Genomic DNA, 24,649 nt, shown 5'->3' with positions numbered 1-24,649 from the left:
TTCAGCTATGCCAGTGCCTGCCGTGCCTGGCCAGCAGGCTGTTGGCTTGCTCCGGCCCGTTACTGCCTGCCGGGTACGGGCGCGGTGCCTGGAAGTGCTCTTCACAGCCCTTGATGATCGGGTCGATCCAGGCCCAGGCCGCTTCCACTTCATCGCGGCGCATGAACAGCGTCGAGTCGCCCTCCAGTACATCCAGCAGCAGGCGCTCGTAGGCGTCCCAGCGGCGGGTCTGGCTGAACACCTGGGCCAGGTTCAGATCCAGGTCCACAGGTTCCAGGCGCATGCCCTTGCCCGGGCTCTTGGTCATCATGCGCAGGCTGATGCGTTCGTCCGGTTGCAACTGGATCAGCAGCTGGTTGACCTGGCCACCGTTGAACAGCTCGTGGGGCACCGGCCTGAACTGGATGACGATCTGCGATGAGCGCCGTGCCATGCGCTTGCCCGTACGCAGGTAGAAGGGCACGCCCGCCCAGCGCCAATTGTCGATGTGCGCCTCGATGGCGATGAAGGTCTCGGTGTCACTGTCGTTGTCGACGTCCTTTTCGAAATAATAGGCCGGCACTTCCTGGCCGCCGATGCGCCCGGCGCCATACTGGCCGCGTACGGTCTTGTCCTGCACATCCTGGCCAGTGATGGGCTTGAGGGCCCGCAGAATCTTCACCTTCTCGTCACGCACCGCTTCGGCTTCAAACTGCGCGGGGGGCTCCATGGCCACCAGGCATAGCAGCTGTAGCAAGTGGTTCTGCAGCATGTCGCGGGTCGCCCCGGCGCGGTCGTAGTAGGCGCCGCGGTTCTCTACCCCCAAGGTCTCGCATACGCTGATCTGCACGTGGTCGACCTGGTTGTTGCGCCACACCGGCTCCAGCAGGGCGTTGGCAAAACGCAGGGCCATGAGGTTCTGCACGGTTTCCTTGCCCAGGTAGTGGTCGATGCGAAATACCTGGTTTTCCTCCAGCACTGCGCCAATCGCTTCGTTGATGGCGGTAGCCGATTCCAGCGAGTGGCCGATCGGCTTTTCCAGCACGATGCGCGCTTCGGCGTCGGCCAGGCCGGCGTTATGCAGGTGCTTGGCAATAGGCACGAACAGGTTGGGAGCGGTGGCCAGGTAGAAGATGCGCGTCAAGCCGCCGGGCTCGCCCAGGTAGCGCGCCAGGCGGCCGAAATCGGCGCTTTGCGAAGCATCCATGGCGAAATAGTCGACTCGTGCTGAAAACCGCTGCCAGACCTCTTCGTCGAAGTCGTTGCGGGCAATCTGTGCCCGGCAATGGCGCTCGGCAAGCTTGAGATAATCGTTACGTGGCAGGTTGCGTCGTGCCAGCGCGATGATCCGCACGGCGTTGTTCAAACGGGCCTCGCGAAACAGGTGGTAGAGCGCCGGAAGCAATTTGTGCAGGGCCAGATCGCCGGTGCCGCCGAAGACCAGAATGTCGCAAGGAATAGTCAAACCACCACTCTCCACGTTCGTTTAACTGGGCGGGTTGGCGTCCATGTAGTATAACTACAAGAAAGCTACAACCCGGCCAGCCGATCATAACCGAGTCCAGCCTGTGAATCTGTTGCAACATATCGCCCAATCGCGCCACCTGCTGCGCAAATCGGAACTTAAAGTAGCCGACCACGTGCTGCTCGACCCGGCTGCCGTCATGCACAGCTCCATGGCCGACCTGGCGCACAGCGTGGGTATCAGCGAACCGACCATCGTGCGTTTCTGCCGCGCGATCGGTTGCTCGGGCTTCCAGGACCTGAAGCTGAAGCTGGCGCAAAGCCTGGCTGCGGGAGCCAGTTTCGGCCAGTTCGCTATCCATGAAGACGACTCGGTCGCCGACTACAGCCTGAAGATCTTCGACACCACGCTGCACACCCTTATGGAAGTGCGCGAGCACCTGGACCCGCAGGCGCTGCAGCAGGCAGTGACCGCCATGGCCCAGGCGCAGCGCGTGGAGTTCTATGGCTTTGGCGCCTCCGGTGCGGTAGCGGCCGATGCCCAGCACAAGTTCTTCCGGCTGCTGCTCAGCGCGGCAGCCTATTCCGACCCGCACATGCAGGCGATGTCGGCGGTGACCCTGAAGCCGGGTGATGTGGCGGTATGCATTTCCCAGTCGGGCCGTTCCAAGGACCTGCTGATCACTGCCAACCTGGTCCGTGAGAGCGGCGCCAACCTGATTACCCTGTGCCCCAGCCAGACCCCGCTGGCGGAGCTGTCGACGGTCAACCTGGCGATCGACGTGCATGAAGACACCGAAATCTACACCCCGCTGACTTCGCGTATTGCCCACCTGGTGGTGATCGACGTGCTGGCCATGGGCGTGGCCATGGCGCGCGGGCCGAGCCTGGTCAACCACCTGAAGAGCGTGAAGCGCAGCTTGCGCAGCCTGCGCTTGTCGCCCAAGTCGATCAAGGCTACCGACGACTGAATTCTTCCTGCACTGGCCTCTTCGCGGGCTTGCCCGCTCCCACAGGGATTGCGCCAATTTCAACAGGTGCACAGTACCTGTGGGAGCGGGCGAGCCCGCGAATGGGCCAGCACAGGCAGTAAAAATTCACGGTTTTGTCACCATTCCACAGCCAAACCGTAAACCATCAAGGCCAGTCTGAAACTCCCCGCATCCTATCAGGGAGACAGGCAATGGCTCGTGACTTCGACGGTACGTACCAACCCAGCGCCAAGGCTCGCAAGCAGCAGGAAAAGGATCAGCGCCGCATGGAATACCGCCGCGCGATCGAGAGCTATTGCGACCAACGTCAACTGCTTCGCGAACTCGTGGACTACCCCGAGCTGCGAGAGCTCACGGTCTGGCAGGCGTCGGCAGCAGCTTCCCCGAAAAACGCTCAACCAGTGCGCTGATCAGCGCACGTTCGCTACGGATGAACGCCAGGAAGGCCAAGGCCACCGGCGACTGCCGTTTGGCCTTGGACTGCACCACGCACCAGCTGCGGTACAGCGGTAGTTCCTCCACAGGCAGCTCCCTCAGCACCCCGGTGGCCAGCTCCAGGTTGACCGCATGGCGGGTAAGCATGGCAATGCCAAGGCCGGCAATCACGCACTCGCGCTGGGCGTCGGCCGAAGCCACCTCCAAGGTCTGGGTGAAATGCACGCGCTTGTCCTTGAAGTATTCCTCGCAAGCCTTGCGCGTGCCCGAACCCTGTTCGCGGACCAGCAGGGTATGAGGCTCCAGGTCCTGCAGGCGCAGTTGTTCCAGCTTGCACAACGGGTGCTCGGGCGGCGCCACCGCGACGATCGGGTTGTTGAGGAATGGCAGAAACTCCAGGCCCATGTCCTGCGGCACCATGGACATGATGATCAGATCATCGCGGTTGTCCGAAAGGCGGCGGATGGCCTGGGCGCGATTGACCACCGTCAGGGTCAGGTTGACCTCCGGGTGACGCTGCTTGAAGGCCGCGAACAGGTGTGGCACGAAGTACTTGGCACTGGATTCGATAGCCAGTTTCAACTGCCCCTGCAATGAGCCCTGCATGTCCGACAACTGCATGTCCAGGCTCTCCAGGCGCCCGAAGATATCGCGGCTGGCGCGTTGCAGGGCCTCGGCAGCTTCAGTCAGGTAGAGTTTTTTGCCCACGTACTCGAACAGCGGCTGGCCGATCAGCTCTTCGAGCTGGCGGATCTGTAGACTTACGGCGGGTTGCGTCAGCGCCATCTCTTCCGCCGCACGGCTGTACGAACGCAAATCGCACACCTCGTTGAAGATCTGTAATTGACGCAAAGTCATACGCATCAAGGACTTACGCATTTTTGTCCGCCCTTTGGCAACACCTTGTTACCGCACTATAAGCTTTTGCTAATACAGCCCCTAACAAATATTGATTTTTGTTTATCAACCTACAGCGCTAGGGTGAATGTGCGACTGGCCAGCAACGTCTGGTCACGCGCCGACCGGTAGAACCGGCTCGACTGTTCCTACGGCTTTGGGAAGACTCCAGTGATAAAAAAAATCCTGATCGCCAACCGGGGTGAAATCGCAGTTCGGATTGTCCGTGCCTGCGCCGAAATGGGCATTCGCTCTGTCGCGATCTATTCCGATGCCGACCGTCACGCCTTGCACGTCAAGCGCGCCGACGAAGCCCACAGCATTGGTGCCGAGCCGCTGGCCGGTTACCTGAACCCGCGCAAGCTGGTGAACCTGGCTGTGGAAACCGGCTGTGATGCCCTGCACCCGGGCTATGGCTTCCTGTCGGAAAACGCTGAACTGGCAGAGATCTGCGCCGAGCGCGGTATCAAGTTCATCGGCCCGGCCGCCGAGGTCATTCGCCGCATGGGCGACAAGACCGAAGCGCGTCGCACCATGATCGCCGCCGGTGTACCGGTAACTCCGGGTACCGAAGGCAACGTTGCCGATATTCACGAAGCCCTGAGCGAAGGTGACCGCATCGGTTACCCGGTCATGCTCAAGGCCACCTCTGGTGGTGGCGGCCGTGGTATTCGCCGTTGCAACAGCCGTGAAGAACTGGAACAGAACTTCCCCCGCGTCATCTCCGAGGCTACCAAGGCCTTTGGTTCCGCGGAAGTGTTCCTGGAAAAGTGCATCGTCAACCCCAAGCACATCGAGGCGCAGATCCTCGGTGACAGCTTTGGCAACGTCGTGCACCTGTTCGAGCGCGACTGCTCGATCCAGCGCCGCAACCAGAAACTCATCGAAATTGCCCCGAGCCCCCAGCTCACCCCCGAGCAGCGCGCCTACATCGGCGACCTGGCGGTGCGTGCGGCCAAGGCGGTCAACTACGAGAACGCCGGTACCGTGGAGTTCCTGCTCGCCGATGGCGAGGTGTACTTCATGGAAATGAACACCCGAGTGCAGGTGGAGCACACCATCACCGAGGAAATCACCGGTATCGACATCGTCCGTGAGCAGATCCGCATTGCCTCGGGCCTGCCGCTCTCGGTCAAGCAGGAAGACATCCAGCACCGCGGTTACGCGTTGCAGTTCCGCATCAACGCCGAAGACCCGAAGAACAACTTCCTGCCCAGCTTCGGCAAGATCACCCGTTACTACGCCCCCGGCGGCCCGGGCGTGCGTACCGACACGGCGATCTACACCGGCTACACCATTCCGCCGTTCTACGACTCCATGTGCCTGAAACTGGTGGTGTGGGCGTTGACCTGGGAAGAAGCCATGGACCGCGGCCTGCGGGCCCTGGACGACATGCGCGTGCAAGGGGTGAAGACCACCGCCGCGTACTACCAGGAAATCCTGCGCAATCCGGAATTCCGTAGCGGCCAGTTCAACACCAGCTTCGTCGAAAGCCACCCTGAACTGACCAACTACTCGATCAAGCGCAAACCCGAAGAGCTGGCCCTGGCCATCGCTGCCGCCATCGCCGCCCACGCAGGCCTGTGAGGAACCCCATAATGTCCAAGAAAATTCACGTAACCGACACGATCCTGCGCGACGCCCACCAGTCCCTGTTGGCCACCCGCATGCGTACCGAAGACATGCTGCCGATCTGCGACAAGCTCGACAAGGTCGGCTACTGGTCGCTGGAAGTCTGGGGTGGCGCCACCTTCGACGCCTGCGTGCGCTTCCTCAAGGAAGACCCGTGGGAGCGCCTGCGCAAGCTGCGCGCGGCGCTGCCCAACACCCGCCTGCAAATGCTGCTGCGCGGCCAGAACCTGCTGGGCTACCGCCACTACAGCGACGACGTGGTAAAGGCGTTCGTCGCCAAGGCAGCGGTCAACGGTATCGACGTGTTCCGCATCTTCGATGCCATGAACGACGTACGTAACCTGCGCGTTGCCATTGAAGCGGTCAAGGCTGCCGGCAAGCACGCCCAGGGCACCATCGCCTACACCACCAGCCCCGTACACACCATCGAAGCTTTCGTGAACCAGGCCAAACAGATGGAAGCCATGGGTTGCGACTCGGTCGCGATCAAGGACATGGCCGGCCTGCTGACCCCGTTCGCCACCGGCGAACTGGTCAAGGCACTGAAGGCAGAGCAGTCGCTGCCGGTGTTCATCCACTCCCATGACACTGCCGGCCTGGCCGCCATGTGTCAGCTCAAGGCTGTGGAGAACGGCGCCGATCACATCGACACCGCCATCTCCAGCTTCGCCTGGGGCACCAGCCACCCGGGTACTGAGTCGATGGTTGCCGCGCTCAAGGGCAGCGAATTCGACACCGGCCTCGACCTGGAGCTGCTGCAGGAAATCGGCCTGTACTTCTATGCCGTGCGCAAGAAGTACCACCAGTTCGAAAGCGAGTTCACCGCTGTGGACACCCGCGTACAGGTCAACCAGGTACCGGGCGGCATGATTTCCAACCTGGCCAACCAGCTCAAGGAGCAGGGCGCCCTAAACCGCATGAACGAGGTGCTGGCAGAGATCCCGCGCGTGCGTGAAGACCTCGGCTTCCCGCCGCTGGTGACCCCGACCTCGCAGATCGTCGGCACCCAGGCGTTCTTCAATGTGCTGGCCGGCGAGCGCTACAAGACCATCACCAACGAGGTGAAGCTGTACCTGCAAGGCGGTTACGGCAAGGCCCCGGGTGTGGTCAACGAGCAGCTGCGCCGCCAGGCGATCGGCAGCGAAGAAGTGATCGACGTACGCCCGGCCGATCTGCTGAAGCCGGAAATGGCCAAGCTCCGTGCCGATATCGGCGCCTTGGCCCGTTGCGAAGAAGACGTGCTGACCTTCGCCATGTTCCCGGACATTGGTCGCAAGTTCCTCGAAGAGCGCGAAGCCGGCACTCTGACCCCTGAAATCCTGCTGCCAATTCCTGAAGCGGGCGCAGTAGCGTCCAACAGCGGTGAAGGAGTACCGACCGAGTTTGTCATCGACGTGCACGGCGAAACCTACCGCGTCGACATCACCGGTGTGGGCGTGAAGGCCGAAGGCAAGCGCCACTTCTACCTGTCGATCGACGGCATGCCGGAAGAAGTGGTGTTCGAGCCGCTCAACGAATTCGTCGGTGGCGGCAGCAGCAAGCGCAAGCAGGCCAGTGCCCCGGGCCACGTCAGCACCACCATGCCGGGCAACATCGTCGATGTGCTGGTCAAGGAAGGCGACATGGTCAAGACCGGGCAGGCTGTGCTGATCACCGAAGCGATGAAGATGGAGACCGAAGTGCAGGCGGGTATCGCTGGCAAGATCGTGGCCATCCACGTGGCCAAGGGCGACCGCGTGACACCGGGCGAGATCCTGATCGAGATCGAGGGCTGAGATAAGCCCTCATCTACTGGCGGTTTACCTCGGGGGAGCGGATGCTCCCCTTTTTTATGGAAGGATATGCAGTTTAGTGCAGATGACTGGCGCCAAAGCCTTCATAATCTGCACTAAAATGCATAAATTGGGTGTGGTTCAGAAAAACATCTGCACTATACTGCAGGCTGACGGCTGAGACTGATCGAAAATATGCAGTAAATTGCAGGTGGCCAATGTACCGACTCACGCTCCAATTACATGACCAAGGTAAATGGCATGATGCTATTGCCATCGCCTTCGCGGAACCGGAAAGAAGCCTCTCCAGCCCTTGCGAGTTCGGATACACATCCAACTACGTCAAGACCAATCTGCATGCGTACGACAGCCTGTTCAGCCAGGCGGCCAGTGCCAAGCTCCCGGTGGACTTTGGCTCTCATCGTCTACCGCATGCTCCTGCATTCCTTTATGACATCGCGCCTGCAGGGGCTGCGAAGCGTTTTCTGCTGAGGCATATCGGTCGTGAAAAACCGGCAGGCATGGGGGAAGACTTGTTTCTGCTAGGGCGTTCCACCCCAGCTCCGATTGGCAATATGCGTATCAGGGAGTCGGCTGAGTTACTGGACCTTGCGGACCCCATCGGTTTTACCCGCCAGGACGTCATCGTTCGCGATCAACGTTTTCTGGAGTACGCCTACGAGCAGGGCGCGGCCATAGGTGGCGCGACAGGCGCCGGTGGAGAGGCGCCAAAGCTGCTGATGACCGAAGATAAAAACGGCCACCTATACCCGGACGCGGTGCTTGCGGATGAGAGGGCCTGTCGCCATTGGTTCATCAAGTTCGCCAGGCACCAGGCCTTGGCCGATGATCAGGAGATCCTGCGGGCCGAGTACCTCTATTACAGGGCGTTGAAGCAGCTTGGCATCGAGACGGTGGCCAGTGAACACATGGCGCTGGAAGAGGGAGCCAAGCCCAGCCTGTGGATGGAACGCTTCGACCGTCAGGTTACCGATCAGGGAGTACAGCGGTTTGCCGTGGAATCGATGTATTCCTTGTGTGGTGTAACCGAACCCGGTAGCCGGATGGGGCATTTGGAGGTGATCGAGACGCTCGTTGGCTTGTGGAAGATGGCCGGGCAGAGTAAAGAGGTGCCTGATCTGATCGCGGATTACCTGCGGCGCGACCTGATCAACAAGATCCTGGGTAACGCCGATAACCATGGACGTAATACAGCGATCATTCGTACCCGCGACACGGTGCGTCTTGCACCCATTTACGATTTGGCACCGATGGTGATGGATCAGGAAGGAGTAACCAGAACGACGAAGTGGCCCGCTTTGATCGAAAGAGCAGGCGAAATCGACTGGCAGGAAGCCTGTGTTGCGCTGGCCGAATTCATCGATCCGGATGAGGCTTACCAGCGTCTGCGTCAGGAGGCCCGGCACCTATTGGCATTGCCTGATATCTTGTCCGGGCTTGGGCTCCCGGAGGTAGTGATGAATCACCCGGCGATTGCGCTGGGCAAGCTTGAGCGCCGAATGGCGGAGTGGGGGTTGGCATGACGGTTTCCATCGATGCCCGAGGTCTGATGATCGATGGCGTGCGCGAAGGTATTGCCGACGGCACAATCGAGCTGGGTGCTGCCGTTCGCCGCCTGCGCGTAGAAGTTGCAAAGATGCAGCAGACCCAGTTTGCGCTGATGTGCAAGATTTCCGTGCGAACGCTCATTCAGATCGAGCAGGGGGACGGTAACCCCACGCTCAAATCGTTGAACGCGGTATTCAAACCGTTCGGTTTGCAGATGGGCGTCGTCAGGCGTGCGAGCCCGATCAGATAACCGGCTTGCACCGATCGCGGGCCTGCCGGCCCGTGATCGGTTATGCCGTTCACCCCCTACGGCAGTCCTCAAGTGTCCGCACCTGGCCTTGCGGCCGCTGGTTCTCTTCACTCAACCAGCGCTCGAACGCGGTCGCCAGCGCCGGCCACTCCTCATCGGTAATCGAATACCACGCCGTATCTCGATTGTGGTCCTTCACCACCAGGTGCTTGCGGAACACTCCTTCATGGACAAAGCCAAACCGCTCCGCCGCACGCTTGGAGCGTGCGTTGGCGTTGTTGCACTTCCACTCCAGCCGGCGGTTGCCCAGCTCGAAGCCCAGCTTGCCCAGCAGGTACACCGCCTCGGTGCCCTTGGGCGTACGCTGCATGGCGGCGCCGAAGGCGACGTGCCCGATTTCGATGCGGCCGTGGTCGGGCACGATCGACATCAGGCTCAGGATGCCTTGGGCCTGGCCGCTGGGGCGGTCGATGACGGTGTAGAACAGCGGGTCGCGGCCAGCGGCGTTACCTTCCAGCCAACGGTCGAAGGCGGCACGTTCGGTGAATGGGCCATAAGGGAGGTAGTCCCACAGCACCGGGTCGGCCGCCGGGCCTTGCAGCACCTCCCAGAGGTCTTCGCCATGGCGCGTCGGGTCGAGCTTTTCCAGGCGGATGAAGCGGCCGTCGATGGGCTCGGCCTGGGGGGCTGCGGCGGGTTTCCAGTTCAATGCGTCGGTCATGTTCGGTTCAGAACTCTTTGCGGAATTGGATGAAGCCCGAGCGCTCGGCAACCTGTTGGTACAGGCTGATGGCGGTGGCGTTGGTCTCGTGGGTCAGCCAGTGCACCTTGCTGCAGTTTTCGGCCTTGGCTGCAGCGTAGACATGCTCGATTAGCTGGCGGCCGATACCCAGGCCACGTTGCATGCTGTCTACGTACAGGTCCTGCAGGTAACAGGCGTTGCCGATACTCCAGTTGGTACGATGGTAGATGAAGTTGACCATGCCCACTGCCTTGCCATCGACCCAGGCCAAGGCCGAATGGGTCGGTTCGTTCGGGTCGAGCAGGCGTTGCCATGTGCTGAGGCTGACCTCCTCGGTCAATTCGGACTCATAGAAGTGCAAGTAGGCCTGCCACAGGGCCTGCCAGGCAGCATGGTCTTGGGTGGTGACAGGGCGCAGGGTAACGCTGGACATGGGCTATTCCTTCAGAGTTGGCGCATGTGCGCCGCGAGTTGGTTATCCAGGTAATCGGGGCTGGCGCTCAGGCCTTCGCGCACGCCGGAAATGTCTTGCTCGGAGCGGTTCTGGCTGAGCTTGCGCGCGCCTTGCAGGCGGGCGATGGGCAAGCGGATGCCGACGATGGCTCGAAGCATGCCATCGAGGTAGTCACGCGGGGCATCGGTGACGTTCCACGGTTCGCCGCGGCCTTGCTCGTGGCGCTCGGTCAGGCGGCTGACAATGGCCAGCAATGGTTCGGCGTCGTGGATCACTTCGGCCGGACCATAGGCGTGCACGGCCAGGTAGTTCCAGGTTGGCACCACCTTGGGGTTGTCGGCCTTGCTCGGGTAGTAACCGGGGCTGACATAGGCATCAGCACCGGGGAACACCAGCAGGGCTTCGCCACCTTGCTTCAGGTCGTGCCACTGGGGGTTGGCCCGCGCGAGGTGGGCATAGACGGTGCCGAATTTGCCTTCGGCGATATCGACCAGCACTGGCAGGTGCGTGGCCAGCAGGCCTTGTTCGCCCTGGCTGACCAGGATGGCCAGGCGGGTGTCGAGCATGTGCTGGTGCAGGCGCCCGAGGTCGTGTTCCTGATGGGGTTTGCTGTTGTACATGCTCGGTTTCCTTGTGATATGGCTCCATCCTAGGCAGGCTATTGGTTCATAGTAAGAGCCATTAACAGCTGTTTTTATAGGTCCAATACCGTGAGCGAGCGCCCCCTAGTATTGCCTTTCGACCCTGCCGGGATCGCCCTCGATCGCCGTCGCGGGCTCAGCCAGCAGCTATACCAGGCGCTACGTGCGCGGGTGCTGGACGGGCGCCTGAGCAGTGGCACGCGGCTACCGGCCACTCGTGACTTGGCCGCCATGCTGGCGCTGTCACGCAACAGCGTGGTGCGGGCTTATGACCAGCTATATGCCGAGGGCTACATCGAAAGCCGGGTAGGCGACGGCACCTATGTCAGCCAGTTACCGAAACTCTCCACTGCAAAACTATCCACACAAGTATCCACAGGGTTATCCCGGTGGTTATCAACAGACTTATCCACATTTTCCTCAGAAAATACTGAGGATTTATCCAGCAAGCGCTGTTCCAGCGAGCCTTTGGAGCGCCTGAAAAGTAACCATCTGCAGCCCCCGAGAAGCGGTGCCCCGCGTGCTTTTCGTGTCGGTATTCCGGCGTTCGATCTGTTCCCGTTCGACGTCTGGGCCAAGCTGCAGGCGGGTTTCTGGCGCAACCCGGCTCCGGCGCAATTGGGTTATGGTGACCCGGCAGGCGAGCCGCTGTTGCGCGAACTGATCGCGGCCTACCTGCGTCGCTCCCGTGGGCTGAGTTGTACGGCTGAACAAATTGTGGTCACCAGTGGTGCGCAGCAGGCCATCAGCCTTTGTGCACAGTTGTTGTTGCAGCCCGGCGACGGTGTGGCTGTGGAAAACCCGGGTTACCGCGCAGCCGGGCATGCCTTTGCGCTGGCCGGTGGCAGGTTGTGTGGCGTGCCGGTGGACGAGGATGGCATGGACTGTCACCGGCTCGGGCAACTGATGGATTGCCGGCTGGCCTATGTCACGCCAGCTCACCAGTACCCGACCGGGGTGACCATGAGCCTGGCGCGCCGCCTGGAGCTACTGGCCTGGGCCGAGCGCAGCGATGGCTGGATCATCGAAGACGACTACGACGGCGAGTACCGTTACAGCGGTGCGCCCTTGGCCCCGCTTGCGGCGCTCGATCGGCACGGACGGGTGCTGTACGTCGGAACCTTCGGCAAGATCGCCTTTCCGGCGTTGCGCCTGGGCTACCTGGTATTGCCGCCGCAACTGGCACAGGCGTTCAGCCAGGCCAGGGCGCTGGCGGTGCGGCATTCGGAGGTCAGCAGCCAGTGCGTGATGGCCGAGTTCATGGCCAGGGGGCACTTTCAGCGGCATATCCGGCGCATGCGCAAGGCGGCGTTGAGCCGGCGCAATGTGCTGAAGGCTGGCTGGCCTGTGGATATTCCGGGTTTGGGCGGCATGCCGGAGGTGGCAGCCGGGCTGCATGTGAAGGTCGATGTGGATAACTTTGCGCGGGAGCAGGAGCTGGTGGCCAAGGCTGAAGTGGTGGGGGTGGAGGTGACGCCGCTGAGCAATTTCTGGCTGGTGGACAGCGAGCAGCCTGTGGATAAGCGCGCGGGGCTGGTGCTGGGGTTTGCTGCGGTGCCGGAGGGGGAGATTGCCGAGGCTTTGATGCGCTTGCGCAAGGCCTGGAGGAAGTGAATAGGGCCCCTGTGCGCCCCGGTCGCCGGCAAGCAGCCAGCTCCCACAGGTACTGCATCTGCTTCGAAACAGTGGAGCTCCTGTGGGAGCTGGCTTGCCGGCGATTGGGCTGCAAAGCAGTCCCCGGCTCTAAATCAGGTACCGGACTTGATCCGCGTCCAAGCCCTGGTCCGAGCCCGCTCGGCATCCCGCGCCAGGGGCTTGAGGGTATACAGCTTGGCCATCGCCTCCGCCGTCGGATACAGGTTGGGGTTGTTGCGAATCGCCGGGCTCACCTTGTCGGTCGCATCCTTGTTCGGGTTCGGGTACCCGACAAAGTCACTGATCGGCGCAATAACCTCGGGCCGCAGCAGGTAGTTGATGAACGCGTGGGCATCTTCCGGGTTGGCCGCGTTCTTCGGAATCGCCAGCATGTCGAACCAGATCGGTGCACCTTCCTTGGGTAGGCGCATGTCCACCACCACGCCATTCTTCGCTTCGACGGCGCGGTTGGCGGCCTGCGAGAAGCTGCCGCTGTAGCCCACTGCCACGCAGATATCGCCGTTTGCGATGTCGGCCATGTATTTCGAGGAATGGAAGTAGGTGATGTGCGGGCGAATCTTCAACATCAGCGCTTCGGCTTTCTTGTAATCGGCCGGGTTGTCGCTGTTCGGTGGCAAGCCCAGGTACTGCAACGCCAGCGGCATGATCTCCGACGGTGAGTCGAGCAGGGCCACGCCGCACTGCTTGAGCTTGGCGATGTTCTCTTCCTTGAAGATCAGGTCCCAGCTGTCCACCGGCGCGTTGTCGCCGAGCGCAGCCTTGACCTTGGCCGGGTTGAAGCCGATCAGCACGGTGCCGTACATGTAGGGCACGGCAAATTTGTTGCCGGGGTCGTTGGCCTCGATCAGCTTCATCAGTGCCGGGTCCAGGTGCTGCCAGTTCGGCAGCTTGCTGCGGTCCAGCGGCTGAAACACTCCCGCTTCGATCTGCTTGGCGAGGAACACGTTGGACGGCACTACCACGTCATACCCGGAGTTGCCGGTCAGCAGCTTGGCTTCCAGCGCCTCGTTGGTGTCGAAGATGTCGTAGACCAGCTTCACACCGCTTTCTTTCTGGAACTCGGTGAGGGTTTGCGGCGTGATGTAGTCGAACCAGTTGTACACCCGCAGGGTGCGCTGTTCGGCCTGGGCGTGCAGGGCACAGGAGAACAGGGTAGCGGCGATGAACGGGGCGAGCAGACGCTTGAGTCGGACCATTACCGGGCTCCTGGCTGGGCGTGCTGAAAGCCTTCCAGCACATTGACCGCGTTGATACCGATTTCTTCCACAGCGTAGCCGCCTTCCATCACGAACAGGGTCGGCTTGCCGAGCTGGGCGATGCGCTTGCCCATTTCCAGGTAGTCCGGGCTATCCAGCTTGAATTGCGAGATCGGGTCGTCCTTGAAAGTATCCACGCCCAGCGAGATCACCAGCACATCGGCGTCATAGGCAGCGATGCGCTGGCAGGCGTCCTCCAGGGCAGCGCTCCAGGCGGCCCAGTCGCTCCCGGCCGGCAGTGGGTAGTTGATGTTGCAGCCTTCACCGGCACCCTCGCCGGTTTCATCGGCATGGCCGAGGAAAAACGGGAACTCATCGCGCGGGTCGCCATGGATCGAGGCGAAGAACACATCGTTGCGGTTGTAGAAGATGTCCTGGGTGCCATTGCCGTGGTGGTAGTCGACGTCGAGGATGGCGACCTTGCGCCGGCCCTGGTCGAGGAAGGCCTGGGCGGCGATAGCGGCGTTGTTCAGGTAGCAATAGCCACCCATGACTTCGCCGGCGGCATGGTGCCCTGGCGGGCGACACAGGGCGAAGGCGGAATGTGCGCCTTGCTGGATCGCCGCCTGGGCGGTCAGGGCGACCTGGGCAGCGCTGTAGGCGGCCTGCCAGGTGCCGGCGGTGATCGGTGCGCCGGCATCGAAGCTGTAGTAGCCCAGCTCACCATGCAGGCCGGTGGGTTTTACCTGGCGCAGGGTGCGTGCGGGCCAGGTGAACGGCAGCAGGTCGCCTTCCTGGCCCAGTGCGGCCCAGCGCGCCCAGGCGCCTTCGAAGAAATCCAGGTAGCCGGCGCTGTGGATGCGCAGCAACGGTGCGCGGCCGAAGTCGCTGGGGCGCTGGATGTCGCCAAGGTTGCGCTTCTTTACCTGGTCGAGCACATGGTCGGCGCGTGACGGCATTTCGAAACAGGGCATCAGCTTGCCGTCGATCAGCTCGCAGCGGCCGTGGTGCAGGCGGTGGTCATCGGAATAGATCGTCAGCATTTGTTGTTCTCCGGTGGGTACTGGCGTGGGCCCATTTTCATGGGCGGGCCAGTGGGGGAGAACGACGCAAGTGGCCAAAAGGGGATCGATGTGGCCAAGCTCATTGGCTGAATTTGTTGGTGGCCTGTACTGGCCCCTTCGCGGGTTCACCCGAAGGGCCGGTACAGGTCAACCGCGAAAATGGCTGGGCGCTACACCGCTCCAACGCTGGAAGGCATGCCGAAAACTGGCGGTCTCGCTGAACCCCAGGCACTCGGCAATCCGATAGATCGGCATTTGCTCATCAGCCAGCAACTGCTTGGCCCGCTCGAACCTCAGTTCATCCAGCAGCTGTTGATAACTGCTGCCCAGCGCCTGCAAATGCCGGCGCAGAGTGCGCGATGAGCAGTTCATCTGCCGCGCCAGCCCTTCCAGCCCGGGCGCTGCATCCAGTTGCTGGGCCAGCAGTTGGCGAATCCTTCCCAGCCAAGCCTGGCGGCCAGTGAACTCCAGGTTCAGGCGCCGGCAGCGTTCGCTCATGGCCTTGTGGGTAATCGGGTCTGCCAGCGGCAGTGGCGTGTCCAGCCAGCGCCGTTCGAAGGCAAAGGCATTGTCCTCGTCGTCGAAACCGACCGGGCACTGGAATGCCCCGGCATAGAGTGCATGGTAGCCGGGCCGTGGGTGTTCGAAACGGGCTGCCAGCAGGGGCAGCGGGCGGCCAAGCAGGTCGTCGCAGATCACCTTCAGTGACACCAGGCAGAACTCGGCGTTGAAGGCGGTCAGCATCGGGCTGTCGTGGTAGTCGCTGGCGCTGAACCAGACGCGCTGGCCGTCGTCGAGCAAACGCAGCTTGAAGACTGTTCCCAGCAGTGCCGGATACTGCAGTGCCAGGCGCAAGGCGTCACCCAAAGTGGCACTGGAGAGCAGGGCGTAACCGAGCATGCCGTAGCACGACACATGCATGCGCCGGCCCAGTTCCAGGCCGATATCCTCGCGTCGGGCAACGGCGTTGGCGCACACCTGCAGTTCCTGCTGGGTGGTGATGCGCGCGTCGGCATGGCCCAGGTCTGCCGGGCCGATGCCGCTGCCGGCCAGCAGCGCCGATGCCTCGCAACCATCTGCCTGGAAGACGTTGAGGATCAGCGAAACCGCGTTGAGGGTGGTCAGGTGGCTGTGCAGCATGCTGGGTAATCCCGTTGGGCTGGGACATATTATGGAGCAAGTTGTGTGCCGGAGTACGGGGTTCCAGGCAAGCTGCGGTCCCTGTAGGAGCGGCCTTGCGTCGCGATGGGCTGCAAAGCAGCCCCAAATCCTTCAGGCAAAAAAAAGGCCCGAAGCATAGGCTCGGGCCTTGGAAAGGTTGAGAGGTGTCTAGTCCCTCGACCTGGTGAGACTGTTTACAGCGGCCTGGTTACGCCTTCAGCGGAACCAGACGTGGAGCGATCATGTTTTCCGGACGCAGGATGTCGTCGAGCATCGCGTCGTCCAGCAGCTTCTCTTCGCGCACCAGTTCCAGTACGCCGCGGCCGGTTTCCAGGGCAACGCGGGCGATACGGGTGGCGTTTTCGTAGCCGATGTACGGGTTCAGGGCGGTGACCAGGCCGATCGAGTGCTCGACCAGTTCACGGCAGCGCTGTTCGTTGGCGGTGATGCCGACGATGCAGTGCTCGCGCAGCATGTCCATGGCGCGTTGCAGCAGGCGGATCGAGTCGAAGATCTTGTAGGCGATCAGCGGCTCCATAACGTTCAACTGCAGCTGGCCACCTTCGGCGGCGACGGTCAGGGCCAGGTCGTTGCCCATGATGGCGAAGGCCACCTGGTTGACGGCTTCCGGGATAACCGGGTTGACCTTGCCTGGCATGATCGAGCTGCCCGGCTGACGCGCTGGCAGGTTGATCTCGTTGATGCCGGTGCGCGGGCCGCTGGACAGCAGGCGCAGGTCGTTGCAGATCTTCGACAGCTTGACGGCGGTACGCTTGAGCATGCCGGAGAACAGCACGAAGGCGCCCATGTCAGAGGTGGCTTCGATCAGGTCGGCAGCCGGTACCAGCGGCTGGCCGCTGATGGCAGCCAGACGCTGCACGGCCAGGGCCTGGTAGCCAGGGTCGGCGTTGATGCCGGTGCCGATGGCGGTACCACCCAGGTTGATTTCGGTCAGCAGTTCCGGAGCCAGCGAGCGCAGGCGCTGCAGGTCTTCGGTCATGGTGGTGGCGAAGGCGCGGAATTCCTGGCCCAGGGTCATCGGTACGGCGTCCTGCAGCTGGGTACGGCCCATCTTCAGTACGTGGTCGAACTCTTTACCCTTGGCAGCAAAGGCCTGGATCAGGCTGTCGAGGCTGGCCAGCAGGGCGTCATGGCCCAGCAGCAGGCCCAGACGGATGGCCGTCGGGTAGGCGTCGTTGGTCGACTGCGCCATGTTCACATCGTTGTTAGGGTGCAGGTACTGGTACTCACCCTTCTGGTGGCCCATGGCCTCCAGCGCGACGTTGGCGATGACTTCGTTGGCGTTCATGTTGGTAGAAGTACCAGCACCGCCCTGGATCATGTCCACCACGAACTGGTCGTGGTAATCGCCTTTGATCAGGCGGGCGCAGGCTGCGGTGATGGCAGCGTGCTTGGCATCGCTCAGGTGACCCAGCTCACGGTTGGCGTCGGCGGCAGCCTGCTTGACCATGGCCAGGGCCACGACCAGCTTCGGGTAGTGCGACAGCGGAACACCGGAGAGGTGGAAGTTGTTGGCAGCGCGCAGGGTCTGGATGCCGTAGTAGGCATCTGCAGGAACTTCAAGGGTACCCAACAAATCTTTTTCGACGCGGAACGATGCAGCGGAGGACATGATGTATATCATCTCGATTTTGACCCGGCACATGCCGGAATGGCGCCAATCCTAGGCCTGAAGGTGATTTTGCGGCCAATGCTGTTGCACGCTAACCTATGCACAAACGGCATAGTGTTTCATGTGACGCCAATTGACATTCGAGCGTGTTCCATTTTGGTGCACGCCAGGAGATGTGCTTCGTGAACCTTGAAAGCAAATGGCTGGAAGACTTCAGCGCGCTGGCTGCCACCCGCAGTTTTTCCCAGGCGGCAGAGCGGCGTTTCGTCACCCAACCGGCCTTCAGCCGGCGCATTCGCAGCCTGGAAGCAGCCTTGGGCCTGCAATTGGTGAATCGTTCCCGCACGCCTATAGAGCTGACAGAGGCCGGCCAGCTGTTTCTCGTCACGGCACGCACTGTTGTCGACCAGTTGAGCGAAATTCTCCGCCACTTGCATCATCTGGAAGGCGGGCAGGGTGAAGTGGTGCAAGTGGCTGCGGCACATTCCCTGGCATCGGGCTTTTTCCCGCGTTGGGTGGCCCAGTTGCGCAACGACGGGTTGAACATCGCCACCCGCCTGGTTGCGACCAACGTCGGAGATGCCGTGCATGCATTACGCGAAGGTGGATGCGACCTGATGCTGGCCTTCTATGACCCGGATGCCGCTCTGCAGATGGATGCCGAAATCTTTCCGTCGTTGCACATGGGCACCACTGAGATGTTGCCGGTATGCGCCGTGGATGCTGACGGCAAGCCGTTGTTCGACCTGGAAGGCGAGGGCAGCGTGCCGCTGCTGGCCTATACCGCAGGTGCATTCCTCGGTCGCTCGGTCAATTTGCTGCTGCGTCAGCGCAACCTGCGCTATACCACCGTCTATGAAACCGCCATGGCCGACAGTCTGAAGAGCATGGCGCTGGAGGGCATGGGCATCGCTTGGGTGCCGCGCCTGTCGATGCGTGGCGAACTGGAACGGGGCGAGCTGGCGATCTGCGGCGGCAGCCAGTGGCACGTGCCACTGGAAATCCGCCTGTACCGCTGCGCTCTGGTGCGCAAGGCCAATGTAAGGCTGTTGTGGCGCAAGCTCGAGGGGGCGGCGATGGTTGACCCAAAAGTCAGTCAAAGCCCCGAAAAATAAGGGGCGACAGTTGGTCGCCGGGGTGCCTTAAACGCACCACCTTACGGTATACTGCGCAGCCTTTCGACCGGATGCGTCCGGTCCTGATCAGCAAACAAGCCACGCCGGTCGTCCCGCGTGGCTTGTTGTTTTTTGACGCGCCCAAGGGCGCACAAGCGAAGAGGCTCGACGATGAGTGCACTGGTTGGCGTGATCATGGGCTCCAAGTCCGATTGGTCCACCCTTAGCCACACCGCCGATATGCTGGAAAAACTCGGCATTCCCTACGAGGTGAAGGTGGTTTCCGCCCACCGTACGCCGGATCTGCTGTTCCAGTATGCCGAGGAGGCTGAGGGCCGTGGCATCGAGGTGATCATCGCCGGTGCCGGTGGCGCAGCCCACCTGCCAGGCATGTGCGCCGCCAAGACTCACCTGCCGGTGCTGGGCGTGCCCGTGCAATCGTCGATGCTGTCGGGTGTCGATTCGCTGCTGTCGATCGTGCAGATGCCGGCCGGCGTGCCGGTTGCCACCCTGGCCATCGGTCGTGCCGGTGCGGTCAACGCCGCGCTGCTGTCGGCCAGCATTCTCGGCGCCAAGTACCCGCAGTACCACGCGGCGCTCAAGCAGTTCCGCACGGAGCAGACCGACACCGTGCTGGACAACCCAGACCCGCGCCAGGCTTGAGGCTCAACCCATGAAGATCGGTGTAATCGGTGGCGGCCAGCTGGGCCGCATGCTGGCCCTGGCGGGAACCCCGCTGGGCATGGACTTCGCCTTCCTCGACCCGGCGCCGGACGCCTGCGCCGCGCCGCTGGGCGAGCACCTGCGTGCTGACTACGGCGACCAGGATCACCTGCGCCAACTGGCTGACGAAGTCGACCTGGTCACCTTCGAGTTCGAAAGCGTCCCGGCCGAGACCGTGGCCTTCCTCTCGCAGTTCGTGCCGGTGTACCCCAGCGCCGAAGCGCTGCGCATCGCCCGTGACCGCCTGTTCGAGAAGAGCATGTTCCGCGACCTGGGTATTCCTACCCCTGCTTTTGCCGACATCCTCTCGCAGGCTGACCTGGATGCCGCGGTGGCCAGTATCGGCCTGCCGGCTGTGCTGAAAACCCGCACCCTGGGTTACGACGGCAAGGGTCAGAAGGTGCTGCGTACACCTGAGGACGTGGTCGGTACCTTTGCCGAGCTGGGCAGCGTACCTTGCCTGCTGGAAGGCTTCGTGCCGTTCACCGGCGAAGTGTCGCTGGTGGCCGTGCGTGCCCGTGATGGCGAAACTCGCTTCTACCCGCTGGTGCACAACACCCACGAAAGCGGCATCCTGCGCCTGTCGGTCGCCAGCCAGGCGCACCCGCTGCAGGCCCTGGCCGAAGACTACGTGGGCCGTGTGCTCAAGCAACTGGACTATGTGGGTGTGATGGCCTTCGAGTTCTTCGAAGTCGACGGCGGCCTGAAGGCCAACGAGATCGCCCCGCGCGTGCACAACTCCGGGCACTGGACCATCGAAGGCGCCGAGTGCAGCCAGTTCGAGAACCACCTGCGTGCCGTCGCCGGCCTGCCGCTGGGCTCGACTGCCAAGGTCGGCGAGAGCGCGATGCTCAACTTCATCGGTGAAGTGCCGGCGGTGGACAAGGTGGTTGCCATCGGTGACTGCCACCTGCACCACTACGGCAAGGCCTTCAAGGTCGGGCGCAAGGTTGGCCACGCCACCCTGCGCTGCCACGACATGGCCACCCTCGAGCGCAAGATTGCCGAAGTAGAAGCCCTGATCGGCAACTGATCGAACTTCTACCAGCGGCTTGCCCTCTGAAATGACAACGAGCCAAAGCGCTGTCTAGGCTTTGGCTTGTTCCATCTTCACTGCAGAGGGATTGCCATGGGTATCATCGGAACCATCTTCATCGGCCTTATCGTCGGCCTGCTGGCCCGCTTCATCAAGCCGGGCGACGACAGCATGGGCTGGATAATGACCATCTTGCTGGGGATTGCCGGCTCGCTGCTGGCCACCTATGGCGGTCAGGCGCTGGGTATCTACCAGGCCGGGCAGGCTGCCGGTTTCCTTGGCGCGCTGATCGGCGCGGTGATCCTGCTGGTGATCTACGGATTCATCAAGAAACGCTGAATACTGGTTAGAATGCACGGCAATTCATTCGAGTTGCCGAGCATTTTCATGCGTGCCTTTTTCCTCGCCCCACTGTTGTTGGCCAGCGCCCTTGCCCATGCCGAACTGCCTGAAACCGACTGGCTGGAGCTGATGCCCAAGTCGGACCAGCAGGCGCTCGAGCAAATGCCTGATATCGACCACAACTCGCCGGAAGCCATGGGCACCTTTACCGACAAGGGCGGCCTGAAGCAGAGCAAGGGTCTGCCGGCGGTGATGTACTCGACCAAGACCGTGGCGGCCATGAATGGCAAGGATATTCGCCTGGGCGGCTACCCGGTGCCTCTGGAGAGCGATGCCAAGGGTAACAGCACGTTGTTCTTCCTGGTTCCGTACCCGGGCGCGTGCATTCATGTGCCGCCACCACCACCGAACCAGCTGGTGCTGGTGCGCTACCCGAAAGGTCTGAAGATCGATGATATCTACACACCACTGTGGGTCAGCGGCAAGCTGAAGGTGGAAAAGGTCAGCAATGACCTGGCCGATGCGGCCTATGCGCTGGATGCCGGTAAGGTGAGGGTGGTGGAGGATGCAGACCTCTGATTGCCTGCACCGGCCCCTTCGCGGGTAAACCCGCTCCCACAGGGTCTCCACAATATTCAAGGTTGTGGAGGCCCTGTGGGAGCGGGTTTACCCGCGAAGGGGCCTGAACAGGCCCTGCAAAACTCAGATCATTTCACAGCCAATCCTGACCCCCAGCGAGCTGCTGCCCCCAGGTTTCAATTCCACCAGGTCATCCCACACATTTGCCGTCTCGATGCACAGCATCCGCTGCCACCCATCGTCGGCCATGTCCGGCAGTTCCCGGGCCCGTTCAGTCCATGGGTTCCAGATCACTGCCGAGCGCGACCCGCTGCTGGTCAAGGTAATGCGCCGCTCCCAATGCGGGTCGACGATGCTAAGGGTTTGCGGGGTCGCCAGGTAGATCCGGTCAGTCTCCCCGGCAAACGCCAGCGGCCCCTGCTGCTGGCGCTGCTCCCAGTCAGCCAGGGTCTCGATATAGCTCAGCCCCTCCACCCCTTCGACCCGCGCCTGGCGCACATCACTGACCGCGAAGTAACTGTGCAGAGCCTGGCTGATGGTGACGGGGGTATTGCCCATGTTGCGGCTGGTCAGGTTCAGCTGGAGGTCCTCGCCCAGCTTCACTACCAGCTTCAGCTCGACGTCATGAGGCCAGCCAGGCAGGTCACCCTGCGCTTCCGGCAGTTCGAAGTCGATGCGCAGGCCTTCGCCCGCTTCCTCGATACCCAGCAATTGCCAGTCGCGCGCGCGCGCCAGGCCGTGGGCGGGTGGCTGTTCGCCATGGTACATGGCCTGCACGGCCTGTGGGTTGCGCTGCAGGTTGCCGAACCACGGCCAGCACACCGGCACACCGGCGCGTACCGACTTGCCCTGACGGAAGATGGCCTGGTCGCTCAGCCACAGCAGCGGTGGCTGGCCAACGCGCTGGTAGCTGAGGATCTGCGCGCCCTGCTGGGCGATCAGTAGTTCGGCTCGGTCGCTGCTGATACGCCAGCAGTTGAGTTCGCCATGTTGCTCGGTTACGACCTGGAAGGTAGCCATTGCATTCATCTCATTGATTGCCAGTGGGCCTTGGACCCGGGCACATGCAATGAGTTTACCGCCGGCTTGGCTCAGCGACGAGGTACGGAGCGGGTGCGGCCACTGCCGTCGATGGCGACGAAGACGAAGACTGCTTCGGTGACCTTGCGCCATTCGCTGGACAGCGGGTCGTCGCTCCACACTTCGACCATCATCTGAATCGAGCTGCGGCCGATTTCCAGGGTCTGGGTATAGAACGACAGCTGCGCCCCGACGGCGACCGGGACCAGAAAGGCCATGCGGTCGATGGCTACGGTGGCCACGCGGCCGCCGGCGACACGGCTGGCCATGGCGGTACCGGCCAGGTCCATCTGGGCGACCAGCCAGCCGCCGAAGATGTCGCCAAAACCGTTGGTCTCGCGCGGCAATGCGGTGATCTGCAAGGCAAGGTCACCTTGCGGGATAGGATCTTCTTGTTCGAGCTCAATCATGCGATGGGGCCTCTGACCCGTGACGCTTTCGTTGATGTGGCGCAAAGGCCGGGTAAACGATTCAGCTTGAAACATACTACGCCGATTTCGTTTCACTGAGCGGCCGTAGGGAAACTCTGCGAAACCGCCTGACATAATGACCGGCGTTTTCGCACAACATCCCACGCTAGCAGCAACCATTTCCTACGAACTGCCAGTATATAGAGCATAACGGCCAGCGACGACCGCGCATTCATGAATATGTGTAGGGATTTTGTATCGCTTCCGGCGCAGCTCAGCAATTTGCTATCTTCGCCTGTCTCCCAATCCAGAAGCCGCGTGCCAAGCGGCCTGAATGCCTACAAAGAGAACAATCAGCGATGACTTCCGTGCCGAGCAGTATCGAGCAGCCCTCGCGGCCGCTGACCCGCAGTGACTACAAGACCCTTTCACTGTCCGCCCTGGGCGGCGCGCTGGAGTTCTACGACTTCATCATCTTCGTGTTCTTCGCCACGGTGGTCGGCAAGCTGTTCTTCCCCGCCGACATGCCCGAATGGCTGCGCCTGATGCAAACCTTCGGCATTTTTGCCGCCGGCTACCTGGCGCGGCCGCTGGGCGGCATCATCATGGCCCACTTCGGTGACCTGCTCGGGCGCAAGAAGATGTTCACCCTGAGCATCTTCATGATGGCCCTGCCAACGCTGATCATGGGCCTGCTGCCCACCTATGCACAGATCGGCATGTGGGCACCGATCCTGTTGCTGCTGATGCGCGTGATCCAGGGCGCGGCCATCGGTGGCGAGGTACCGGGCGCCTGGGTGTTCGTGTCCGAGCACGTGCCAGAGCGCAACACCGGCTATGCCTGTGGCACCCTCACCGCAGGCCTGACCGCGGGCATCCTGCTCGGATCGCTGGTGGCGACCCTGATCAACAGCGTCTACAGCGCACAGGAAGTGGCTGATTACGCGTGGCGTATCCCGTTCCTGCTTGGCGGTGTGTTCGGCCTGTTTTCGGTGTACCTGCGCCGCTGGCTGCACGAAACCCCGGTGTTCGCCGAGATGCAGCAGCGCAAGGCTCTGGCCGAAGAGCTGCCGTTGCGCGCGGTGCTGCGTGACCATCGTGGCGCGATCATCCTGTCGATGCTGCTGACCTGGATGCTGTCGGCCGCCATCGTGGTACTCATCCTGATGACCCCGGCGCTGCTGCAGAGCATCTACCACATCAGCCCCACCGACTCGCTCAAGGCCAACAGCCTTGCCATCGTGCTGCTCAGCTTCGGCTGCATCGGCGCTGGCAGCCTGGCCGATCGTTTTGGCGCGGGCCGGGTGTTCGTGATCGGTAGCCTGTTGCTGCTGGCGACTTCCTGGACCTTCTACCACAGCCTGCCTGCGCGACCCGAGCTGCTGTTCCCGCTGTATGCGGTGACCGGCCTGTGCGTGGGAGTCATCGGTGCGGTGCCTTATGTGATGGTCAAGGCATTCCCTGCGGTGGTGCGCTTCAGTGGGCTGTCGTTCTCGTACAACGTGGCCTACGCGATCTTCGGCGGGCTGACGCCGATGGTGGTGACTGCGCTGCTGAAAGTGAGCCCAATGGCGCCTGCCTACTATGTGGCGGGGTTGTGTGCCGTTGGTCTGGTCGTGGGCGTGTACCTCCTGGCCAACAAGCGTTAAGGCTGCTGCCTCTTCGCGGCTAAAGCCGCTCACACAGGAATCGCATCGGTTCCAAGGCAATGCCGCACCCGTTGGAGCGGCTTTAACCGCGAAGAGGCCAGACCTGCTTTTGATGATGGCCTTTCATCCAATTGTCATATTCGAGTCATATCGTATTCATGCGGCCTGCAGATACTTG

24 protein-coding genes are annotated in these 24,649 nt (G+C 62.0%); 13 read left to right on the top strand and 11 right to left on the bottom strand.

Annotated features, from left to right (window positions below):
* Position 1: 1 nt before the first annotated feature.
* The gene (zwf, locus tag V3314_RS03515) at positions 2–1,444 is read right to left on the bottom strand and encodes a glucose-6-phosphate dehydrogenase (RefSeq protein WP_085601080.1); all 1,443 of its coding nucleotides are present in this window, start codon (positions 1,442–1,444) and stop codon (positions 2–4) included.
* Between the two features lie 103 nt (positions 1,445–1,547).
* Between zwf and hexR the strand changes: the two genes are divergently transcribed.
* Entirely contained in the window at positions 1,548–2,414 is an 867-nt protein-coding gene (hexR, locus tag V3314_RS03510) for a transcriptional regulator HexR (RefSeq protein ID WP_011536461.1), read from the top strand.
* A gap of 212 nt (positions 2,415–2,626) precedes the next feature.
* A complete protein-coding gene (locus V3314_RS03505; RefSeq protein WP_080958475.1) occupies positions 2,627–2,845 on the top strand; it encodes a hypothetical protein in 219 nt (72 codons plus the stop codon).
* Here V3314_RS03505 and V3314_RS03500 read toward each other — a convergent pair.
* Entirely contained in the window at positions 2,787–3,749 is a 963-nt protein-coding gene (locus V3314_RS03500; protein ID WP_046615347.1) for a LysR family transcriptional regulator, read from the bottom strand. The two genes, V3314_RS03505 and V3314_RS03500, sit on opposite strands and share 59 nt — an antisense overlap.
* Before the next feature lie 189 nt (positions 3,750–3,938).
* Here V3314_RS03500 and V3314_RS03495 point away from each other — a divergent pair, with 189 nt between their 5' ends.
* From V3314_RS03495 to V3314_RS03480, 4 genes are all read left to right on the top strand, one after another.
* Entirely contained in the window at positions 3,939–5,354 is a 1,416-nt protein-coding gene (locus V3314_RS03495; RefSeq protein WP_013974837.1) for an acetyl-CoA carboxylase biotin carboxylase subunit, read from the top strand.
* An 11-nt stretch (positions 5,355–5,365) separates the two neighbouring features.
* Complete coding sequence (oadA, locus tag V3314_RS03490) at positions 5,366–7,174, top strand: sodium-extruding oxaloacetate decarboxylase subunit alpha (RefSeq protein WP_046615348.1); 1,809 nt, start codon at positions 5,366–5,368, stop codon at positions 7,172–7,174.
* Positions 7,175–7,389: 215 nt separating this feature from the next.
* Complete coding sequence (locus tag V3314_RS03485; protein ID WP_046615349.1) at positions 7,390–8,715, top strand: HipA domain-containing protein; 1,326 nt, start codon at positions 7,390–7,392, stop codon at positions 8,713–8,715.
* Complete coding sequence (locus V3314_RS03480) at positions 8,712–8,990, top strand: helix-turn-helix transcriptional regulator (RefSeq protein ID WP_046615350.1); 279 nt, start codon at positions 8,712–8,714, stop codon at positions 8,988–8,990. Before V3314_RS03485 ends, V3314_RS03480 begins: the two co-directional genes overlap by 4 nt.
* A gap of 49 nt (positions 8,991–9,039) precedes the next feature.
* On the opposite strand, the gene V3314_RS03475 is transcribed toward V3314_RS03480, so the two are convergent.
* Genes V3314_RS03475 through V3314_RS03465 form a run of 3 tightly spaced genes read right to left on the bottom strand, consistent with a single transcriptional unit; the run spans position 9,040 to position 10,806 of the window.
* A complete protein-coding gene (locus V3314_RS03475; RefSeq protein ID WP_046615351.1) occupies positions 9,040–9,711 on the bottom strand; it encodes a GNAT family protein in 672 nt (223 codons plus the stop codon).
* Between the two features lie 7 nt (positions 9,712–9,718).
* On the bottom strand, positions 9,719–10,165 hold the full coding sequence (locus V3314_RS03470; protein WP_046615352.1) for a GNAT family N-acetyltransferase: 447 nt from the start codon (positions 10,163–10,165) through the stop codon (positions 9,719–9,721).
* A gap of 11 nt (positions 10,166–10,176) precedes the next feature.
* Complete coding sequence (locus V3314_RS03465) at positions 10,177–10,806, bottom strand: FMN-binding negative transcriptional regulator (protein ID WP_046615353.1); 630 nt, start codon at positions 10,804–10,806, stop codon at positions 10,177–10,179.
* A 90-nt stretch (positions 10,807–10,896) separates the two neighbouring features.
* Between V3314_RS03465 and V3314_RS03460 the strand changes: the two genes are divergently transcribed.
* Entirely contained in the window at positions 10,897–12,441 is a 1,545-nt protein-coding gene (locus tag V3314_RS03460; RefSeq protein WP_338459925.1) for a PLP-dependent aminotransferase family protein, read from the top strand.
* Positions 12,442–12,575: 134 nt separating this feature from the next.
* Here V3314_RS03460 and V3314_RS03455 read toward each other — a convergent pair whose 3' ends face one another.
* From V3314_RS03455 to aspA, 4 genes are all read right to left on the bottom strand, one after another.
* Positions 12,576–13,679 carry a polyamine ABC transporter substrate-binding protein gene (locus tag V3314_RS03455; RefSeq protein WP_046615355.1) on the bottom strand — a complete coding sequence of 368 codons (1,104 nt, stop codon included), beginning with the start codon at positions 13,677–13,679 and terminating at the stop codon, positions 12,576–12,578.
* Positions 13,679–14,722 (bottom strand): histone deacetylase family protein, encoded by a 1,044-nt coding sequence (locus tag V3314_RS03450; RefSeq protein ID WP_046615356.1) that lies wholly within the window; start codon positions 14,720–14,722, stop codon positions 13,679–13,681. The genes V3314_RS03455 and V3314_RS03450 overlap by 1 nt, the downstream gene beginning before the upstream one ends.
* A 168-nt stretch (positions 14,723–14,890) precedes the next feature.
* On the bottom strand, positions 14,891–15,883 hold the full coding sequence (locus V3314_RS03445; protein ID WP_046615357.1) for an AraC family transcriptional regulator: 993 nt from the start codon (positions 15,881–15,883) through the stop codon (positions 14,891–14,893).
* A gap of 229 nt (positions 15,884–16,112) precedes the next feature.
* Complete coding sequence (gene aspA, locus V3314_RS03440; protein ID WP_003260072.1) at positions 16,113–17,537, bottom strand: aspartate ammonia-lyase; 1,425 nt, start codon at positions 17,535–17,537, stop codon at positions 16,113–16,115.
* A 182-nt stretch (positions 17,538–17,719) separates the two neighbouring features.
* Between aspA and V3314_RS03435 the strand changes: the two genes are divergently transcribed.
* The 5 genes from V3314_RS03435 to V3314_RS03415 all read left to right on the top strand — a co-directional run bounded on the left by V3314_RS03435 (position 17,720) and on the right by V3314_RS03415 (position 21,332).
* Positions 17,720–18,652, top strand: coding sequence for a LysR substrate-binding domain-containing protein (locus V3314_RS03435; protein ID WP_161797629.1), 933 nt, complete (start codon positions 17,720–17,722; stop codon positions 18,650–18,652).
* A gap of 171 nt (positions 18,653–18,823) precedes the next feature.
* Positions 18,824–19,315: a 5-(carboxyamino)imidazole ribonucleotide mutase gene (gene purE, locus V3314_RS03430; RefSeq protein ID WP_003253304.1), complete on the top strand. Its 492-nt coding sequence runs from the start codon at positions 18,824–18,826 to the stop codon at positions 19,313–19,315.
* A 10-nt stretch (positions 19,316–19,325) separates the two neighbouring features.
* Positions 19,326–20,408, top strand: coding sequence for a 5-(carboxyamino)imidazole ribonucleotide synthase (locus V3314_RS03425; RefSeq protein ID WP_046615358.1), 1,083 nt, complete (start codon positions 19,326–19,328; stop codon positions 20,406–20,408).
* 96 nt (positions 20,409–20,504) lie between these two features.
* On the top strand, positions 20,505–20,750 hold the full coding sequence (locus V3314_RS03420) for a GlsB/YeaQ/YmgE family stress response membrane protein (RefSeq protein ID WP_012274863.1): 246 nt from the start codon (positions 20,505–20,507) through the stop codon (positions 20,748–20,750).
* A gap of 48 nt (positions 20,751–20,798) precedes the next feature.
* Complete coding sequence (locus V3314_RS03415) at positions 20,799–21,332, top strand: DUF3299 domain-containing protein (protein ID WP_161797630.1); 534 nt, start codon at positions 20,799–20,801, stop codon at positions 21,330–21,332.
* Between the two features lie 123 nt (positions 21,333–21,455).
* Here the strand turns inward: V3314_RS03415 and V3314_RS03410 are convergent, their stop codons facing one another.
* Positions 21,456–22,352 carry a D-hexose-6-phosphate mutarotase gene (locus tag V3314_RS03410; RefSeq protein ID WP_338459924.1) on the bottom strand — a complete coding sequence of 299 codons (897 nt, stop codon included), beginning with the start codon at positions 22,350–22,352 and terminating at the stop codon, positions 21,456–21,458.
* Positions 22,353–22,423: 71 nt separating this feature from the next.
* Entirely contained in the window at positions 22,424–22,822 is a 399-nt protein-coding gene (locus V3314_RS03405; RefSeq protein ID WP_003253317.1) for an acyl-CoA thioesterase, read from the bottom strand.
* 359 nt (positions 22,823–23,181) lie between these two features.
* Between V3314_RS03405 and V3314_RS03400 the strand changes: the two genes are divergently transcribed.
* Positions 23,182–24,471 (top strand): MFS transporter, encoded by a 1,290-nt coding sequence (locus tag V3314_RS03400; protein WP_046613715.1) that lies wholly within the window; start codon positions 23,182–23,184, stop codon positions 24,469–24,471.
* The last annotated feature ends 178 nt before the right edge of the window (positions 24,472–24,649 follow it).

The sequence above is a fragment of the Pseudomonas sp. TE3-3-F2023 genome, assembly GCF_036784815.1.
GTDB lineage: Bacteria > Pseudomonadota > Gammaproteobacteria > Pseudomonadales > Pseudomonadaceae > Aquipseudomonas > Aquipseudomonas pudica.
This window is presented reverse-complemented; position numbering and strand designations above follow the sequence as displayed.

Excerpts from the sequence above, each read along its gene's own strand:
- V3314_RS03505 (WP_080958475.1), top strand. The coding sequence starts at position 2,627 with ATGGCTCGTGACTTCGACGGTACGTACCAACCCAGCGCCAAGGCTCGC.
- V3314_RS03500 (WP_046615347.1), bottom strand. The coding sequence starts at position 3,749 with ATGCGTAAGTCCTTGATGCGTATGACTTTGCGTCAATTACAGATCTTC.
- oadA (WP_046615348.1), top strand. The coding sequence starts at position 5,366 with ATGTCCAAGAAAATTCACGTAACCGACACGATCCTGCGCGACGCCCAC.
- V3314_RS03485 (WP_046615349.1), top strand. The coding sequence starts at position 7,390 with ATGTACCGACTCACGCTCCAATTACATGACCAAGGTAAATGGCATGAT.
- V3314_RS03480 (WP_046615350.1), top strand. The coding sequence starts at position 8,712 with ATGACGGTTTCCATCGATGCCCGAGGTCTGATGATCGATGGCGTGCGC.
- V3314_RS03475 (WP_046615351.1), bottom strand. The coding sequence starts at position 9,711 with ATGACCGACGCATTGAACTGGAAACCCGCCGCAGCCCCCCAGGCCGAG.
- V3314_RS03470 (WP_046615352.1), bottom strand. The coding sequence starts at position 10,165 with ATGTCCAGCGTTACCCTGCGCCCTGTCACCACCCAAGACCATGCTGCC.
- V3314_RS03465 (WP_046615353.1), bottom strand. The coding sequence starts at position 10,806 with ATGTACAACAGCAAACCCCATCAGGAACACGACCTCGGGCGCCTGCAC.
- V3314_RS03455 (WP_046615355.1), bottom strand. The coding sequence starts at position 13,679 with ATGGTCCGACTCAAGCGTCTGCTCGCCCCGTTCATCGCCGCTACCCTG.
- V3314_RS03450 (WP_046615356.1), bottom strand. The coding sequence starts at position 14,722 with ATGCTGACGATCTATTCCGATGACCACCGCCTGCACCACGGCCGCTGC.
- V3314_RS03445 (WP_046615357.1), bottom strand. The coding sequence starts at position 15,883 with ATGCTGCACAGCCACCTGACCACCCTCAACGCGGTTTCGCTGATCCTC.
- aspA (WP_003260072.1), bottom strand. The coding sequence starts at position 17,537 with ATGTCCTCCGCTGCATCGTTCCGCGTCGAAAAAGATTTGTTGGGTACC.
- purE (WP_003253304.1), top strand. The coding sequence starts at position 18,824 with ATGAGTGCACTGGTTGGCGTGATCATGGGCTCCAAGTCCGATTGGTCC.
- V3314_RS03425 (WP_046615358.1), top strand. The coding sequence starts at position 19,326 with ATGAAGATCGGTGTAATCGGTGGCGGCCAGCTGGGCCGCATGCTGGCC.
- V3314_RS03420 (WP_012274863.1), top strand. The coding sequence starts at position 20,505 with ATGGGTATCATCGGAACCATCTTCATCGGCCTTATCGTCGGCCTGCTG.
- V3314_RS03415 (WP_161797630.1), top strand. The coding sequence starts at position 20,799 with ATGCGTGCCTTTTTCCTCGCCCCACTGTTGTTGGCCAGCGCCCTTGCC.
- V3314_RS03410 (WP_338459924.1), bottom strand. The coding sequence starts at position 22,352 with ATGGCTACCTTCCAGGTCGTAACCGAGCAACATGGCGAACTCAACTGC.
- V3314_RS03405 (WP_003253317.1), bottom strand. The coding sequence starts at position 22,822 with ATGATTGAGCTCGAACAAGAAGATCCTATCCCGCAAGGTGACCTTGCC.
- V3314_RS03400 (WP_046613715.1), top strand. The coding sequence starts at position 23,182 with ATGACTTCCGTGCCGAGCAGTATCGAGCAGCCCTCGCGGCCGCTGACC.